Raw genomic sequence first — 16974 nt, 5'->3', positions numbered from 1 at the left:
TACGTGTTATTTTTCTCCGTCGTTCTGGCGCATGAACTCGAGTATGTCGCGGGCATCGCCGATGCTGACGTTCTGGTTGGGCATGCGCGTTAAGCAGAGCTCCAGCAGCTTTTGCGCTTCGGCGTCCTGGTCGAGCATGACGTCTACGTTGGTGACCATGTTCATGATCCACTCGGGTTTGCGGCGGGTGGTGACATCCTTCCAGCCCGGGCCGACGACGCGCTGGTCGGTGAGCTGGTGGCAGGCCGAGCACTTCATTTCATAGATGGCTTTGCCGCGACCGACCCGCTCTTGCTCGAGGGGTGTGTTGAGCGTGACGTCTTTGACCTGACCGATGCCCTTGCCGTCGTGATCGTTCTTGAGCGGCTCGGCGGTTTCGTAGCTGTCGTACGCATCTTTTTCCTGCTGCTTCGGTTTGTCGGGTGCGCAGGCCGCCGCCAGCAGGCTGACGACGAGAACTGGAATTACCTTTTTCATAGTATTTTGGTTGTATAGTTGAATAATGGTTTGGCCCTTTATTCGGATACTAAAGTATTTCGGGGGCTGTTGTTTCCGTATGATTCGAATCATATGTGCCGGGTGATTTACATCAGATGCGTCGCGTGCCGATCGTGCCGCGATAGGTGATGCCTGCCATGCCGATGGTCAGCGGTATCGAGAGCACGAAGATCCCTTTGTGCAGCAGCATGGGCTCGACACGAAAGACGGCGGCGGACCAGGGCATGATGCCGAGTACTATCTCCGAACCGATAAAACCGATGATCATCGCTTTGACGGGACGGCCGATGCCGGCGGGCAGCAGGTCTTTATAGATCAGCCAGCCCACGAGGAAGAAGGAGATGCATCCCAACAAGACCAGGTGCAGGTAGGCGATCACGACGGCGCGGTATTCGTTGGCAAACAGCGCGAGCGCCGGATGGGCGGAAAGGATCTGCAGTATACACTTAAACACCAGGGCAGCGGCGCTCAGCACCACGAGCAGGCGGGCACTGCGATCGGTCAGTTGCGATAGGAAGATCTTTACGGGCGTGATGAAACAAAGCAGCGCGAGGACTTGCACGACGGCGGCGACAAACCCCACGATGTTATAGCCCATACCGGGCGAGGCCCACAGGATGCTGAGCGGATAGGTGAGTACACTGGTGCCCCATGCTATATACATGCCCCGCCGGACGCGCGTGCGGCCCGCGGGGGTGAGGGCAGGCTCGACGGCCTGGAGGAGCAGCGTGAGCACGCCGAAGAAAAAGAATCCGTTGTATTGAAAGTGCAGATAGAAGTAAATGGCGAAGCGGTATAGATTGGAATGTCCAAGTCCGGTGGCATTGAGGTAGCCGAGGTAGAACGGACCGAACGAAGATACGACAAAAAGCAGCAGGGCGGTGCGGGCCAGCGTTATCGCCAGCGACGAGCGGGTGCGCGTGTGGAACAGGAAGCAGGCGATAAAGACATAGGCGCCGAAGGTATGCAGCGTGGTAAAAACAATGGAATACAGCCCGTAGCCCTGCAGCGGAAAGGAGACCAGCATGCCGGCGACGCTGACCTGCAGGATCCAGAACAGGATGCGGAAGATGCGCTGGCCGGCGGTGAATTGCGATACGAACGCGAGGTAGAGCACATTAAAGACCCAGCCCAGGAACATGACGTGCGAATGTCCGTGCAGCACATAGGTGAAGTTGACGGCCTGCGTGGGAGCGATGAGCTGGTACCGCAGGAACAGGCCCATGCAGGCGCCGACGAACAGCAGGAGGAGCGGGACTTTGTAGAGAGAGCTCATGTAACGAAGGTCGCTCGATGCCGGCGGGGAATGTGTGGCAAGGATCAGGCGCGCGGCTGATTTTTGTCAGGTATCGGTGACTGTGATTTTGGTCATACCGCGTTGCCGGCGAACGTTGTTTCTTTCGGCGTTCTTTTATGTAAACAAGCTCCATGCAAGCACTACACAACTTTCATATTCCGGTAATGGGATTGGCCTTTACAGTCGATACGCCTGTGAAGGTAGCCCGGTATGGCATCGACTCGGTGATCTCGATCATCGAAGACAACCTGATCGAAGCCATGCGCAAACATTATTACCAGCAGGCCGGCCGGCCATTCTTCGCGATAACACAGCATGAGCCCGACTACCGGGCCCGGCGCATCGCCGATTACCTGAACCTGGTGCACGACCTGGTGCACGGGCAGATCCGGAAGCTGCGCAGCGCGGTGTTCACTACGGGCTCCGAGCTCTCGAAGTATTTCGAAATGCTGCCGGAGGGGAACCCCCTGCGGGGGATCTATGAGCACATGACAAAGTCGGTCGACCGGCGCGAAAAGGAAACGCTGGAGAAATACCTGCGCAGCCAGATCCGCCCGGGCCGGATCGATGTGAACATCATGACGAAGGTAGACCGGAATCACCATGCGAAAGACGGCAGCGTGCTGCCCGATGCATCGGATGCGCTGGCGGCGCTACGCGGGTATGCGAGCAGTGTACTGGAAAACTCGGCGGTGGTTTTTTCGGCGGGGTTGAACCCGCGGCTGTTCAACTACCTGGAAAAGCTGGAGGCGTTTCATCCGCTGGATCATGGTGTGTTCGGCAAGGAGGTGATCATCAAGGTCAGCGACTATCGCTCGGCCCTGGTGCAGGGTAAATACCTGGCGAAGAAAGGAATCTGGGTGAGCGAGTTCCGGATCGAATCGGGGCTCAACTGCGGCGGCCACGCGTTTGCTACAGACGGTACGTTGCTGGGGCCGATCCTGGAAGAGTTTAAGACCAAACGGGCCGAGCTGGTGGCGTCGCTGCATGCGTTGTATCAACCGGCCGCGGTGGCGAAGGGCTTGCCGGTCTTTGATGCCCCGCATCCGCTGCGCATCACGGCGCAGGGCGGTGTCGGCACGTGCGAGGAGGCGACGTTCCTGGCGGCGCACTATGCGCTGGCGAGCGTGGGCTGGGGTACGCCTTTTCTGTTGTGCCCCGAGGCGACGACGGTGGACGACGAGACGTTGCAGCTGCTCGGCGCCGCGCGCGAGGAGGATGTGATCCTGAGTGATGCTTCGCCGCTGGGGGTGCGGTTCAATTACCTGAAGGGAACGTCGGGCCAACGGGAAAGACTACTGCGCGTGACGCAGGGGCGGCCGGGTAGTCCGTGTACGGAGAAGCACCTGATCTCGAACACGGAGTTTACGACGGAGCCGATCTGTACGGCGTCGCATGCGTACCAGAAAAAGAAGATCGAACAGCTGCGTTCGCTCGGGTTGCCGCAGGAACAGTATATCAAGCGGTATCACGAGGTCATCAGCAAGGAGTGCCTGTGCATCGGGCTGAGCAATTCGGCGATCCATCGTTACGGGCTGCCGCCGTTCAAGAAGCTCGAGGCGGTGACGGTGTGCCCCGGACCGAATATAGCCTACTTCAGCCGGGTGGCGTCGCTGGTGGAAATGACGGACCATATATATGGCCGTGGAGATTTGATCGGTATAAAAAACAGACCGCATATGTTTATCAAAGAATTGCTCTTGAATATCAAGTACCTGGAGGAACAGGTATTGGCGTTGACGGAGATGGATGGGAAAGTCGCGAAGGACCTGCTGCATTTCAGTCAGAACCTTTTGAAGGGGATCGGGTATTACCGGGAGATGAGCGAGGGGATTACCGTGGAGGCGGGAGTTTTTAATGAGCAGCTGACGCGGTGTGAGGTGGAGATCGGGGAATTGGTGAGGAGGTTGGAGGTTGTGTGTGCGTGATACGGTAGGCAGTTATAAACTGCCTACCGTTCAGGCACAAGTTTCCGCTTCGCTCAAACTTGCGCCAGATGTGTGCATGCAGGGGCTGCGCCCCTACTACCCCTCACCCCATACTATTCGCGCTCACACTCACTCTATTTTTGCTCTCACACGATTGCGCACGCGCCGCCGGCGCAGGCGGCTTCGGATTGGAGGTCGGTGAGGTCGTCGGGTTCGAAGACGCGGGAGAGGTCGAGGTCTTTGAGGGTGCCTTCGAGGCGGGTGAATTCGGCGGCGGGGATGTCTTCGAAGGGGGCTTGTTTGTAGTTGCCGTTGTGGTAGGGAAGGACGCTGAGGCCGTTGTAGGAAGCTTTGTTCTGCCACATCCATTCGCCTACTTTTTCCCAGTCGCCGTCGGGGATGCTGACGGTGGCCGATACGTTGTTGGCGTTGCTGCCGTTGCGGTAGCCGTTGCGCACCCACTCGGTGTTGAATTTTTTGATCCGCTCCAGCAGGTCGAGCGCACTTTCGGTACGCAGGATGGAACCTGCCGGCGCCTGTTGCGGAATGCGGATGATGCCTTGTCTGGAGTTGAGCAGGTCGTCTTCGAGTAATTCAGGGTGGTTGTCTTTGAGGTAGTCGTAGAGCGCTTCGTTCTTGCCGATGCGTACGCGCCGCAGATAGTAGTCGTTGTGCCAGGCGTGGATGCCGGACGATGTACCCAGCACGATCGATGAGGTGCCCGAGGGCTTGACCGTTGTACACCGGGCGGCGAACTGGATGCCGATCTTACCGGAGGTGCGCATGTTGACGCGCTTCACGACCTCGGCGGCCTCCTGTAAATCGTATTTAAAGACTTCGCCGCTGGCGATGCCCGTCATGCCGACGCCGATGAGGGCTTCGTTCTCGGTCGTGGTCTTCCATACTTCGCGCAGGTAGTGGAAGTTGGTGAAGCCGGCCTGCAGCGTGCCGAAGAACGACGCTGCGCCCGCCCGTTGGTTGAGGTCTTCCTGGCTTTCGATGTCCGATGCGTTGACCTCGCAGAGGTTGCAGAACTGGAAGGGCCGTAGCGCGATCTCACAACAGGGATTGGTGCCCCAGTCGGCATTGTTGGTGAAGTAGAAACCGGGTTCGCCCGCGCCCGACAATTCGATCTTTTGCCAGAGGGCGAAGAACTGTTCGCGGGTGGTGGTGTCGCGGGGAAGTACGACGGAGTTGTTGGCGCGGCCGCGTTGCTCGTTCAGCTCCCACCAGTTCCCGAACTTGCAGGTGAGCATTTCCTCATCGTCATACGAGAACAGGGAGATCATGGCCGACCGCCGGATGCCACCCGCCAGCACGGCGTTGGCGATGTGGCACATCATGTCGTGGCACTCCAGCGACGAGAGCCGTTCACCGTCGCGTTTGCCGTCGAGCATGGCGGAGAGGCGGGCGATGCAGATCTTCAACGGCTCGGGGCCGGGGGCCTTGCCGCCGGCGGTCACGAGGCGTGCGCCTTTCGGGCGGATGTCGGAGTAGTCGAAGTCGGGCAGATACGCGCTCAGACCGAAATAACCTTTCAGCAATACCTTGACGCTATCGGCCCAGCCTTCGAGGCTGTCGCCGACGAGAAAGCGTTTTCGCTTCGGCGCTTTTTGAACGGCCGGTAGATTTTCGATGTGCTCGCGTTGCACGGAGAAGCCTACCCCCGTGCCGCCGAGCAGCAGGAACATGGCTTCCGAAAATGCGCGGATGTCGTCTACGGGCAGATAGGCACAGTTGTAGATGCGGCTGTTGTTGCGTTCGATGGCCGTGCCGGCAAACTGCATGGCGCGCATGGAAGGCAGTACTTTTTTATCGAGTACAAACTGCATCTGCGCGCGGATCTCTTCCTGCAGGGCCGGATAGCGCTCGATGAGCATGGTGGCATAACGCTCGCAGATCTCGGGCCACAGCTCCCGTCGTTGCAGGGCGTGAACGTACCGCGCGTATTTCATGTGGATGATCAGGTCACTCAGGATGCGCTGATTTAATTGCATAGGCTTGTTTGTTTTAGTTTAACGATAGCGATGGTGTCAAATATAAACGAGGTGATGCGCAGGCGGCATGATTTGAGTCATACATGCGGGGATGTGATATAAATCATAAGAATGATCTGTAGCCGTGAGCTATTTTTGCGTCCGTCTCATATAAAACTATATAGCTATGAACCTGGTGGCGACGGTATATGATGTCGTGGTTTTCTTCCCGCACGCGGTAGAGATCCTGGACCGGTACAATGTGGACTATTACTGCCGCGGCGCGACGCCGTTTATCGAGGCTTGCCAGGAAAAAGATCTGGACGCCGCGGTGCTGTGGCGCGAGATCGTGGCGGCAGCCCCCGCCGATAGCCGCTGGAAGCAGACGTGGGATGGATGTGCGGCGGACTTTCTTTCCGACCTGATCCTGAACCATGCGGATGTTCTGAATACGGAACTGGTGATGTTACAAGAAGTGCTCAACCAGGTGTTGAAGGAGTGTAGTAAGGCAGAGGAGCCGAAGATCTCGGCGATCCATGCGTGTTTTACGAGCTTGTGTGCGGCTTGCCGGCGGCATACACATGCAGAAGAGGAACTGTTGCTGAAGCCTTTGCGGAATAACGTCAAGGGTAGGGGGCGGCCCGCGGTGCGCGCCGGGTTGGCGAAGATGGAAAAGGAGCATTTATACCTGGCGGACCTCATCCACGCACTGCGGTGTCTGACGGGGAATTATTCGATGCAGGAGCTGTCGTCGCCGAGTGTGGCGCTGGCGGGAGTAATGCTGCAGGGGTTGGATAAGACGCTGACGCACCGGTTGCATTTGGAGAATAATGTGTTGTTTCCGAAGCTGAAAGCATCACAGGGGTGTGTTTAGTCTGTGCGTTACGATGTGCGATTTTTTTACGTTCGCAGGCAGACCGGGCGTTTAAACCGATCTCGCAAAAAAGGAACCTTCTTTTTGAGACAGTCTCTTTTGTAAGGCTATCGACAATCGTACGCAAATGTCGTGGCGGCGGCTCCGTCAAAGCTTCGAGTCAGCGGAAGTCCTTCTTCGTTGTAGGTATAGGCAGCTGTCTCGGTGACGTTTTCAAACTCCCAGTCGTTGTAGATAAAGACCGTGACGTTGTTTTTGCTAAGCGAGTACGGGTTCATGTATTCGTAGTCCCAGCCCGTGAAGCCTACTTGTGCGTATGGGTTGGGTTTGTCGTCATATTCCATCGTCTCGGACCAGACCACTTCCTCACCGGTTGAATAGCCGTCCACCTGCGTGATATTGTCGTTTGTGTAGGTAAACACGGCGGAGTCTGTGCGTGAATCTCCGTCTTTCAAAGAGTGCCGGCCATAGCTCGTGACGCGGTCGCCGTCAAGGTAATAGATGTAGTATTGGTCCGCTTCGAAGCCGTTGTTCTGAGGGTAGCGCGTGACGATAATTGCATCGGTATTATAGGTTATGGTGATGTATCTGACCAGGACGTCGTCGTGGAAATAGTCGATACGACTGTGCTTGCCGTTGGTATACTCGAACTCCGTGCGGGAATGTAAATCGACTCCTTCTTCCGTATAGGTAATGCTGGCGACGGTATTGTCGGTGTTGTAGGTAAGGTACATCGTGCGATAGTAAAAGACTTCCGGCAGCTCCGATGGATAGCACATAATTTCTTGTTCTACCGTAATGTTTACCGTGTAGGTTTGTTTACTGTCGTCTTCCGCCGTTACCGTGTAGGTAACGGGCGCAGTAAAGTCCTGTGCTATACCGGAAGCCGGCGAAACACTGGCGTCTTTTGATACTTCGATGGTGGGAACGAGTGCTGTTACATCGGTTCCGGCCGGCACGGTCGCGGCGATGGTTTTTTCGTCGGCGTTGATCGCAGCCGTAACAACCGGCGTGAGACCCGGGAACTTAAACGAAGTGATGTTTTTTTCGGAACTTTCCTGCTCCGGATCTTTCGGGGGCGTGTCGTCATCGGAACATCGGATGCTGATTACGGCAACCACCGCCGGTATGGCAAGATAAAGGAGCGTTCTGTGTAGGTACATTACGTTGCTGGGTTGAAGTAGCACCTCTAAGGTACCTTAAAAAGCGATCTTTTGGCGTGAAAGTACGCGTGTTTTTTCTCTTTGCGGAAGAACCGGAAATATCACTCGTACACGTATTTTACGGCAGGCGACCAGGGATCGGCCCCCGGGGCGGGTTAGGTTGTCCGGGCAGCGAAGTCAGCGGTGACTTTCAGGGCCGCTCGATATAGTAGGTAGTTGTCGCCGGCCGTGAGTGCTTAGCGTGCAGTTCGTGTATGGTCCAGTGCTTCGATTTCTTTTTTATACTTCGCGGGAAGGATCAGGGCTTTCATCAGGCCGTCCAGGCGGATGGCGCGGCTGATCTTGTAGGCAATCACCACGGGGTGTAACAGGGAGGTTTTCCGGAAGGCGAGAAGCTCGCGCACGCGCTCGGGTGCGACGAGGGTCTGTGCTTCGAGGAGGATTTTATAACGTATGGCGCCGAGGTGTTTTCGGTATTGTTGAAACAGATCTGTTGTGTAGTGCGAGCGTTGCATGTTTTCGAGTACGTGCGCATGGCGCATGTATTGCCAGGTTTCGAGCGTGTCGGGTAATCCCTGTACGCCGAGCCGCGTGCCCATGCGGTGGAAGACGTCGAATACTTCGCGTTTTTCGGCCAGGGTCAATGTGCGTTCGAGCACCTCGAACGACCGGATGGAATAATCGATGAGCATGAACAATACGTCGCGGTACGCCGAGTCGGGTATCTTTGTGCCGCGTTTGTTCTCCACTTCGGCGTGGATCTTTGCCATGGCGTCGACGGCACGCAGGGCGGTTTGTTTTTCGGCGAAGACGATGGTTTGCGCATACCCCACGGTGGAGAATAGTCGGCCCAGGGGATCGGCGGGGAGGCGTCCGGTGAAGTATAGCCAGTCCACGGCTTTGTTGAGTGCGAACTCGGCGGCGGCGCCGGCAAATATCAACAGGATCGTGTCGCTCTTGCCCCAGATGGTTCGCACGACGGAGTGCTCGTCTACGAAGTACTCCATCGTTCCGGAATGGGGTATCGGGTTGATTCGTGCCACCATGATTCAGCTGTTTATTGCGGGGCGTATGCGGAGCGTTTTTTTGCGTCCATATTTTTCTACCGCCAGGACAACGGCGATGCCGGCGGTATAGCAGAGGATGTCGAGCCAGGAGAATAACGTACCGATGACTATGCGGGCGATCGTTGATTTACCCAGGCCCAACACTTCGACAATCCTGAGGTACTGAAGAAGCTCTACAAAGTATGAAAATAACAAGACTCCGATAGCCGTTGGAAGGACCGGCGTGCTGAGGAACGTTCTTACAAAGCAGTAGAGGAGAATGACCACCAGGACGTCACCGAGATAGGGACGGATGAGGGCGTCATGGACGTAGCCCGCGATGAGAAATTCGATAAGCAGAATTACCAGGGCGAGCGCACCGTATCGTTTGTTGAATGTGAGCATGCGTGTTTTGTTGCCGGACTTTGTCGTCGTTGGTTACCAGATCGTAACGGGATTCTTTTTTTATTGGTTTCAAAATAGTGAAGAACTTTTAAATTAAAAGTAAAATGATCCATTTCGGGTGAAATTGAGGGTGAATTGAACGATGGGCAGGCAACGCCTATGCGGTTGATCTTAACGCTTCGTCCAATCGGGTGTGTGGATCTCGTGGATGTCGTGGTGGCTTAAAAAAAAGAGCGAGTGTGTTCGCTTTCGCGTTCACACTCGCTCTTACGCTCGCGCGTTTTATCGTGTACTTCTATTCTTTGGTGAAGTAGCCTTCCTTCTCGAGACGGGCCATGGCTTCGATGGTGGTGGCGCCGCTGATGGCGGAGCGGAGGTCGCCCCACTTGGTGTCGCCGGTCGGGGTTTCCCACCAGGAGTAGCTGAATTTTATGCCGGCGGATTTGTCGGTGCCGTAGGCCCACAAATAGTTGGCGTTGTTTTTCAGGAACGAGATGTACCGGTTTTGGGCTGTTTCGGGCAGATCGGGGTGCTGGATCAGCAGGGTGAAGTAGCGCACGAAGATGCCTTTGAACAGGTTCACGTCGTGGCCACCGCCGTTGCCGGACTGCTCGCCAAAGTCGGTCATAACACGATTGTTGGTGTTGATGTTCGCGCCGATGTGGTAGTTTGCGACTTTGATGGCGTCGTTGAGGTATACCCGTTCCTTCGTGATATTGTACAGTTCGAGGGCGGCGCCGATGAAGGTGCCCACATCGTAGGAGTAATCGCCGTTGGTGTCGTTGAATCTCTCGTAGACGCGGCCTGTGGCCAGGACGGTGCGGTTGTATTTCATCCAGTCGTAGATGCGCTGCGCCCATTGTAGATTGTTCAGGCCGTCAACGACTTCGTCGGGATACTTCTGGTAGCGGCGGGCCGCGATGATGGCCGCGGGGCCGTTGGCCGGAATGCCTTTGGAGTTGCCTTCCTCGTCGTCGGTGTCGCGCCATTTAATGCCGCCGCCGTCGAATTCGGTCCAGCCTTCGGTGATCCAGTGCCACAGATTACGTGCGGACTCTTCGTAGCGAACGTCGCCCGTGGCTTCGAATGCGCGGAGGTGAGCCAACCCGTGCCAGCCCATGTCGTCGTAATATTCGTTCTTCCAGTTGTCGCTATACCAGTTTTTTTCGCGCACACCTTCGTAGAAGTCGTAGATCGCTTGTTTATAGACATCGTCGCTGGTGCGAGCGTAGGCATCGACTAAAACGTCCAGGCCGTGCGCTTCCGGCCAGTAGTCGTTCCAGGTAATCTGGCCGTCGTAGGTATTGTTGAAGACGTGGTACGTGGAATTGAAGTAGCGGCTCACGAATGCGCTGGTGCTGCTGTCGGCAGCAGGTTGCCAGGCAAACGTGGGGAACTTGTTCACCGGTATATATTCGTCTTCGTACGAATCACACGCGATGAGCAGCAGCGCCACGCAGAGTGTTTCTAGAAATAGTTTCTTCATGTTTAAAAGCTTTAAGCGTTATACTGGCGCCTGTTACGGCCGTACGTTGGTAAAATCGTGCGTATAGTTCTTGTCGGCCGTCAGGGACATGGTCACGTCGACGGTGTACTTGTCCAGGTCGGTGCCGTCGGCCAGCTCGCTTGGGAACTTGAATTGTGAACCACCCCACTGGCCGCCTTCCGTCGGCGCCATGTCGCGATAGCCGGGCCGGTTGATGGACGGTCTGTCGTCGAAGTGCGGGCCTTTTTGTCCCCAGTGTTGTTCGCTGCCGTTGGCCATCGTGAAGACGATCTTGTAGCGTTCGTCAAAGCCCCAGGGCGCTGCGGCCAGCTGGACGTTGTAATCTATTAATTCCCATACGCCTTTTTCTTTATACGTAAAGGCGGTGCGACGCTGTGTCCAGCTTACCACGATCTCGGCTTTGTCGATCTTTTCGACGGTAGCGGCGGCCGCGCCGAAGTCGAGGTGAATGTGGTATACGCCGGTTTCGCTTACGGTAGCGCCCTCGGGTGTTTCCAGTGTCTCTTTGAACGATGTTTCGTCCGGGTTGATAACAAAGGTTCGCTGACTGCTGCCCATCGTGGAGTAGAAGTAGTACGGTTTGTCCGCTTCGAGTTTCGTGTAGATATCGTACTCGCCGATCGCACCGCTTGCTTTTACCTGTTGGCCATCTTCCGATCCTGCGCCTGTGATATACAGGGTTCCGCCTTCCAGGTCGTCGACGCTGTTGATGCGAATGACCGCGATGCTGCGGCTTTCGTTGGCAAGGTTAAAATTCAGGCCGCGGCTCGAGCGCACCGTCCATTTCAAGGCGCCTTCTTCGGCCAGCTCGATGCCGGCCATCATGGCAATCTTGTTGAGCGTTTTGTGCGTAACGGTGGCGCCGGTCGAGGTGCCTTTGTTATCCGAGCTGACAACGTAGACCGGGTTGGTGAAATCGCCGTCGGCTTTATCGAACAGTACATCGTAATACACGATGCTGTTGTCGGCCGCAGTGGCTTTCTCCCACTCGAAATAGGTACTGCCGGCAGATTGCAGTGTTATGTGTTTGTCGTCGGCGGGTTCGTAAAATTGCTCGACGGACGTGACGGTTACATCGTTGAAGGAACCTTCATCGTCTTTACAGCCGATCAGCACGGTCATGATCAGGACGAGCAGCGTGGCAGAGGCCAGTATGTTTTTATAGAGCGTGTTCATGTTTGTTCGGTTAATGTTAGTATCCATCATTTTGTCCCAGGTTCTTATTGATCAGCCACTGTTGGCGTGGAATGGCCCACAGGTAGTCGCGGTTCTCGTTGAAGGTGTTGTTTCGGTATTCATAATACTTCAGCGAGCCGGTGCTCAGATCGAATTTCGCTCCGCGACGGGGCGCATTCATGACGGTCTCGGCAATGCGCCAGCGGCGGATGTCATAGACGCGGGTACCTTCCAACGCCAGCTCTACGCGACGCTCGTCGCGGATAATGGCGCGAAGGGCGTCTTTGCCACCGCCGGGAAAATCGCGTGCGAGGGCGGTGTTGTCAAAGCCGGCGCGTTCGCGGAGGGGCTTTATGGTTTTATCCCACACGGCGGCATCCATTTGGTCCAGCTCGTTCATCGCTTCGGCATGCATCAGCAGCACGTCGGCAAAGCGCAGCACGACAAAGTTGATGTTGCAGTTCCACGACGTGCCACCGGTCCAGGCTGCCGGGTTGGGGTCATAGAACTTGCGGTAGAAGTAGCCCGTTTGCGTGCCGTTTTCCCGGCCGATCTTATCGTTGGTGTCGTTGTCGGGGTCATTCGGATCGACGTTTACGTTATAGACGCTGTCTGGGATGTCTCTGCGGTTAATAGGGCTACCGTGGCGATAGATGGTCATGTCCAGGCGCGGGTCGCGATCGGCGTACGGGTCTTTGCTTTCATCCCATTTCGTGCCGTCTTTCATGAGGTAGGTGTCCACCAGGTCCTGCGTGGGGCTGGCCTGGATATACTGTACACCCGTCAGGCTGAAGGGAACGTAGGTGGAAATCTCACTCCAGGTACGCACTTCCGGCGCATATTGTATATCGAGGATGATCTCGGAATTATACTGGTTGGCGAAGTGGAAGATGCCCTCATAGCTTGGGAAGAGCGTGTACGTGCCGTATTGGGTGCTGTTGATGAGCTTGTCGGTATACGTCTTTACACGCTCCCAGTCGTTGAAGTTCAGGGCCACGCGGGCGTTGAAGGCCATCGCTGCGCCGGCGGTAATTCTACCCTTGTCGCCTGGGCCATAGCTGGTGGGAAGGATTTCGGCAACTTCTTCCAGCTCGCTGTGGATAAAGTCTACGATGGTAGTCTGCGGCGTCGGCGAGATGGTGGTGGCAATCTCCAGGGTGATGTCTTCGGTAAAGAAGGGGACATCGCCATACCAGTTCGTGAGCTGGAAGAACAGGAACGCACGAATGAAGCGGGCTTCCGCCTTCATGCGATTCCGGAGGGCTTCATCCATGCCTTCCACGCGGTCGACATTGGCCAGGAAGGTGTGCGTGGTTTTTATACCGCCGTACATATCGCCCCAGTAATTGTCGAACATGGCCGTAGAGGTGTTTGCCTGTCCGTTGGCGGTGACGCGCACGTCGTCGTTGCCGTAGCTGTTATAGAGGTTGTCGCTAAGCCGCTCGTCGCGGAAAATCCGCCCGACGTCGTTCATCTGGCGATAGCCCATGCTAAGCAAGGACGAGGCTTTCTCTACAGACGACCAATAGGTGTCGTCGGTAAATTTATTGGTGGGCACCACGTCGAGCTCGACGCATCCGGCCAGCAAAAAGATGCAGGCGGTCAGGCACCGTGACAGGTAGTTGATGCTCGGTTTCATGTTTTTGAGTCTCATGCGTTCGATGTTAAAATTCAACCTCAATACCTCCGCCGTAATACAATAAAGTCGGGTAGTTACGCCCGCTATTGGCGCCGCTGGCGTTCATGCTGCTTCCGAATTCGGAAGATTCCGGATCGATAAAGCTGTTCTTGGAGAACGTCAGCAGGTTTTGGCCGGTGGCATACAGGCGCAGCTTGTTGATGCGCGCTTTTTGCGTGATGGCGCGGGGCACGGTATAGCCGATCTGGATATTCTTCAGGCGCAGGTACGCCGCGTTGTAGATATTCCGGTCTGACCCGTGGCCGTAATTATTGGAGTATGACGGTGACGCGCTGTTGACCAGACGCGGATACTCGGCGTCGGTGTTGCCCGGGCGCCAGTAGTCGAGCTGGTGCTCAAACATGACGTAGTAGTAGCTGCCGTGAAACGGCTCGATCATTTCGCCGCGCAACGCCATGTCGCGTTTGCCGACGCCTTGCCACATCATGCTGAAGTCGAAGCCTCTCCAGTTCAGATTGTAGATAAAACCGAAGGTATAGCGGGGAAAGGCATTGCCGAGAATAAACCGGTCGTTGTCGTCGATCACACCGTCGTTGTTGCGGTCGACATACTTGACATCGCCAGGTTGCACGTTGGCGCCCACCCAGACGGCGGAGTTCTCGATCTCGGAGGTGTTTTGGAACAGGCCGTCGGTTTTGTAACCGTAGTAGCTGTACAACGGTACACCTTCACGCACAATCCGTTCCACTTCGTCTGCTTTGGAAATGGCCTGGGGACCAAACTTCACGACTTCGTTGTACGAGTCGCCCAGGTTTGCACTGATCATGTGCTTAAAGTCGCCGTGGTTGAGACGATAGCTTACATTGAGCTCAAAACCACGGTTTCGCATTTCGCCCATGTTCTTTCTGGCCTGACCACCGCCCAGCGTTTTGGGAACCGGGGGATTCATTAATATATCGGTGGTATGCTTGTCGAAGTAATCGAAGGAAAATGCCAGGCTGTTGCTCAGCACGGCCGCGTCGAAGCCTACGTTGAACGTCGCGGTTTTTTCCCATGTCAGCTTGTCGTTACCGAGGGTATAGCCGGTACCGGTCACGCCCTTCTTGTCGAAGGCATACTGGTTGGTATAGATATCATAGGTAGTCATGTACTGATAATCTTCGACGGTCTGAGCACCCAGCACACCGTAGGTGGAGCGAATCCGGAAGTCGTCGAGGACCTTCTTTGCGGGTTCAAAAAATGCCTCTTCAGAGACGCGCCAGCCGGCAGAGACTGCCGGGAAGAAACCCCAGCGGCGCTGGCTCAGGAAGCGTGATGAGCCGTCGTATCGGCCGCTTACTTCTGCGTAGTATTTGTCGCCGTAGGCATAGTTGAGACGTCCCAGCCAGGAGTAGAGGCCCCGTTCGGCCGTACCGCTGGGCGTGTTGTAGCTGTCGGCCCCGATGATGGTATTGTCGGTATCCTGATACAGGTCGTCAACAAACGTCTTTTTAATTTCATTCCGTTCGCGACGCCACGATTCGTTGGTATACCCGAAGACGCCCGTAACGGTGTGCCGCTCATTGAACGTTCGCTTATAATCCAACAGGAACTGGCTATTGAGCGTCGTCATCTTGGCGTTGTAATCTTCGATCTGGAAGTCTGTGGCGCTGCCCGCGTTTGTGATACTGTTGCGGTTGATGAAGTCGTACACGGGGTAATAGCGCCGTCTGATGACGCGGTGCTCGGACTTGAGGTCATAACCGAGTACGGCCCGGGCCTTCAGGCCTTTCCAAATATCGAGCTCGCCGGTAACGATGCCCTGGAACTGGTCGTTGTCGTTGGTCGTGCTGCCGCCGTGGTATAGCGTGGCCAGCATGTTACCACCGGTCGTGATATCGTTGTTATAATAATGCCCGTTTTCGTCGGGGTACAGATCATACGTGTTATACGTAGGCACCCGCATGACGTCGGCCAGGAATAGCCCGCCGCGGTCGGAGAAACCTGCCTGCCGGTTGTAGGCGAGGACGGTGGTGACCTTTACCTTGCCGATTTCGTTGACGAAGTTGCCGCGTATATTATACCGCTTCAGGCCGTAGTCCGGCCCTTTGAAATTGCTCTCCTGATCGAAGTACCCAAAGGATAAATTATACGAGCCGGTTTTGGAACCACCCTGTACACCGATGTTGTAGTTCTGCTGCAAGGCGTTTTGCATGATCGCGTCCATGCCCCATTCGCTGTCGCCTTTGGCAAAATTGGCGATCTGCTCGGAAGTATAAATGGGGTCGAGACCGGCGTTAACGTAAGAGTCATTGCGCAGCAGCGCATTCTGGTATCCTTTGACGGGCTTGAGTAGAACTTTAGGATCCTGGACTCCTACAGAAGCATTGAAACTCACGACGGGCCGCATATCTATTTTTCCTTTTTTGGTCGTGATCAGGATCACGCCGTTGGCAGAGCGTGAGCCATAGATGGCGGATGCACCGGCATCTTTCAGTATCGAAATGCTCTCGACATCGTTGGGGTTAAGCAGGTTCATGCTGCCCACGTCTTCCATGATCATCCCGTCGATTACCACCAGGGGTTCGTTGTTGTTGAAGCTGTTGATACCCCGGATGTTGATATTCGTAGTATTGTCGTTGGGGTTCATGCTTCGTTGCTGGATGACGAGGCTGGGCGAGAGGCCCTGCAACGCCTGCGTGAGGTTCGACACCGGCCGGCTTTGGATGGCGTCGGCCTTGACCTGGTCTACGGCGCCTACAAGGTCTTTGCGCAACACCGTGCCATAGCCCACGACCACGACTTCGCCCAGCGCCTGTATATCGGGTTGCAGCGATATGTTAATGACGGTTTTGCCGCCGACGGCGATCTCTTGCTGGGTATAGCCTACAAAGGAGAATACCAGCACGGCATCGTCGGGCACACGCAGGCTATAATTTCCGTCGGCGTCGGTGATGGTACCGTTGGAGGTGCCCTTTTCCACGACATTCACACCGGGAAGGCCCTGTTCATCGTCGGCGGAAAGAACCCGGCCACTGACGGCGACGTCTTGCGGCGGGCCGACCACGGCTGCTTTTACAGGCACCAGGCGCACATTGATGTTCTTCTTTACCTGTTTGAACTGGAGACTGGTGCGTTCGGTGATCCACGTTAGGAGATCGAACAGCGTCAGCTCCTTGTTGAGCGTGAACTTTGTTTGGGAGTTCAACGCCTTTTTATCGTAGAAGAATCTAAACTCGGTCTTTTGCTCGATGAGCTTAAAGAGCTGTTCGATGGAGGCGTTTTGTACATCGACCTGAATGGAGACCCTTTTCAGGTCCTGGGAGACTTCGTTGACCTGGGCTCCGCCTTCGTGGGCGAGGAGCTGCGTCACCGGAAACGTTTGTAGGATTAGTCCAAAAAAAAGGCCACAGGCCATTCGGAAAAGCAAATTGCGTAAGCTTTTTTCCATAAGTTTGGGTTGAGGTAAATAGTTTCTATTTATCG

General features: G+C 55.6%; 12 protein-coding genes. 2 read left to right on the top strand and 10 right to left on the bottom strand.

The features are described 5' to 3' along the window. Nucleotides 1–6: 6 nt before the first annotated feature. Complete coding sequence (locus tag KK078_RS11040) at nucleotides 7–477, bottom strand: c-type cytochrome (RefSeq protein ID WP_254090331.1); 471 nt, start codon at nucleotides 475–477, stop codon at nucleotides 7–9. 112 nt (nucleotides 478–589) lie between these two features. Then, on the bottom strand, nucleotides 590–1774 hold the full coding sequence (locus tag KK078_RS11035) for a hypothetical protein (protein ID WP_254090330.1): 1185 nt from the start codon (nucleotides 1772–1774) through the stop codon (nucleotides 590–592). A gap of 152 nt (nucleotides 1775–1926) precedes the next feature. Between KK078_RS11035 and KK078_RS11030 the strand changes: the two genes are divergently transcribed. Continuing rightward, nucleotides 1927–3723: a nitronate monooxygenase family protein gene (locus tag KK078_RS11030; RefSeq protein ID WP_254090329.1), complete on the top strand. Its 1797-nt coding sequence runs from the start codon at nucleotides 1927–1929 to the stop codon at nucleotides 3721–3723. Nucleotides 3724–3869: 146 nt separating this feature from the next. On the opposite strand, the gene KK078_RS11025 is transcribed toward KK078_RS11030, so the two are convergent. Continuing rightward, the gene (locus KK078_RS11025; protein WP_254090328.1) at nucleotides 3870–5720 is read right to left on the bottom strand and encodes a glycyl radical enzyme family protein; all 1851 of its coding nucleotides are present in this window, start codon (nucleotides 5718–5720) and stop codon (nucleotides 3870–3872) included. Between the two features lie 166 nt (nucleotides 5721–5886). On the opposite strand from KK078_RS11025, the gene KK078_RS11020 reads away from it, so the two are divergent. Beyond that, nucleotides 5887–6573, top strand: coding sequence for a DUF542 domain-containing protein (locus KK078_RS11020; protein WP_254090327.1), 687 nt, complete (start codon nucleotides 5887–5889; stop codon nucleotides 6571–6573). 107 nt (nucleotides 6574–6680) lie between these two features. Here the strand turns inward: KK078_RS11020 and KK078_RS11015 are convergent, their stop codons facing one another. The 7 genes from KK078_RS11015 to KK078_RS10985 all read right to left on the bottom strand — a co-directional run bounded on the left by KK078_RS11015 (nucleotide 6681) and on the right by KK078_RS10985 (nucleotide 16861). Beyond that, nucleotides 6681–7736, bottom strand: coding sequence for a DUF5018 domain-containing protein (locus KK078_RS11015; protein ID WP_254090326.1), 1056 nt, complete (start codon nucleotides 7734–7736; stop codon nucleotides 6681–6683). Between the two features lie 236 nt (nucleotides 7737–7972). Further along, nucleotides 7973–8743, bottom strand: a complete 771-nt coding sequence (locus KK078_RS11010) for an oxygenase MpaB family protein (RefSeq protein ID WP_254090354.1) — start codon at nucleotides 8741–8743, stop codon at nucleotides 7973–7975. A gap of 42 nt (nucleotides 8744–8785) precedes the next feature. Beyond that, nucleotides 8786–9187 (bottom strand): ribosomal maturation YjgA family protein, encoded by a 402-nt coding sequence (locus KK078_RS11005; protein WP_254090325.1) that lies wholly within the window; start codon nucleotides 9185–9187, stop codon nucleotides 8786–8788. 295 nt (nucleotides 9188–9482) lie between these two features. Then, nucleotides 9483–10673, bottom strand: a complete 1191-nt coding sequence (locus KK078_RS11000; RefSeq protein WP_254090324.1) for a glycoside hydrolase family 76 protein — start codon at nucleotides 10671–10673, stop codon at nucleotides 9483–9485. A gap of 33 nt (nucleotides 10674–10706) precedes the next feature. Further along, entirely contained in the window at nucleotides 10707–11870 is a 1164-nt protein-coding gene (locus tag KK078_RS10995) for a SusE domain-containing protein (RefSeq protein ID WP_254090323.1), read from the bottom strand. Nucleotides 11871–11886: 16 nt separating this feature from the next. Then, nucleotides 11887–13524, bottom strand: coding sequence for a RagB/SusD family nutrient uptake outer membrane protein (locus tag KK078_RS10990; RefSeq protein ID WP_254090322.1), 1638 nt, complete (start codon nucleotides 13522–13524; stop codon nucleotides 11887–11889). Between the two features lie 10 nt (nucleotides 13525–13534). Beyond that, complete coding sequence (locus KK078_RS10985; RefSeq protein WP_254090321.1) at nucleotides 13535–16861, bottom strand: SusC/RagA family TonB-linked outer membrane protein; 3327 nt, start codon at nucleotides 16859–16861, stop codon at nucleotides 13535–13537. Nucleotides 16862–16974: the final 113 nt, after the last annotated feature.

The organism is Dawidia soli (genome assembly GCF_018598185.1).
Classification (GTDB): domain Bacteria; phylum Bacteroidota; class Bacteroidia; order Cytophagales; family Cyclobacteriaceae; genus Ohtaekwangia; species Ohtaekwangia soli.
This window is presented reverse-complemented; position numbering and strand designations above follow the sequence as displayed.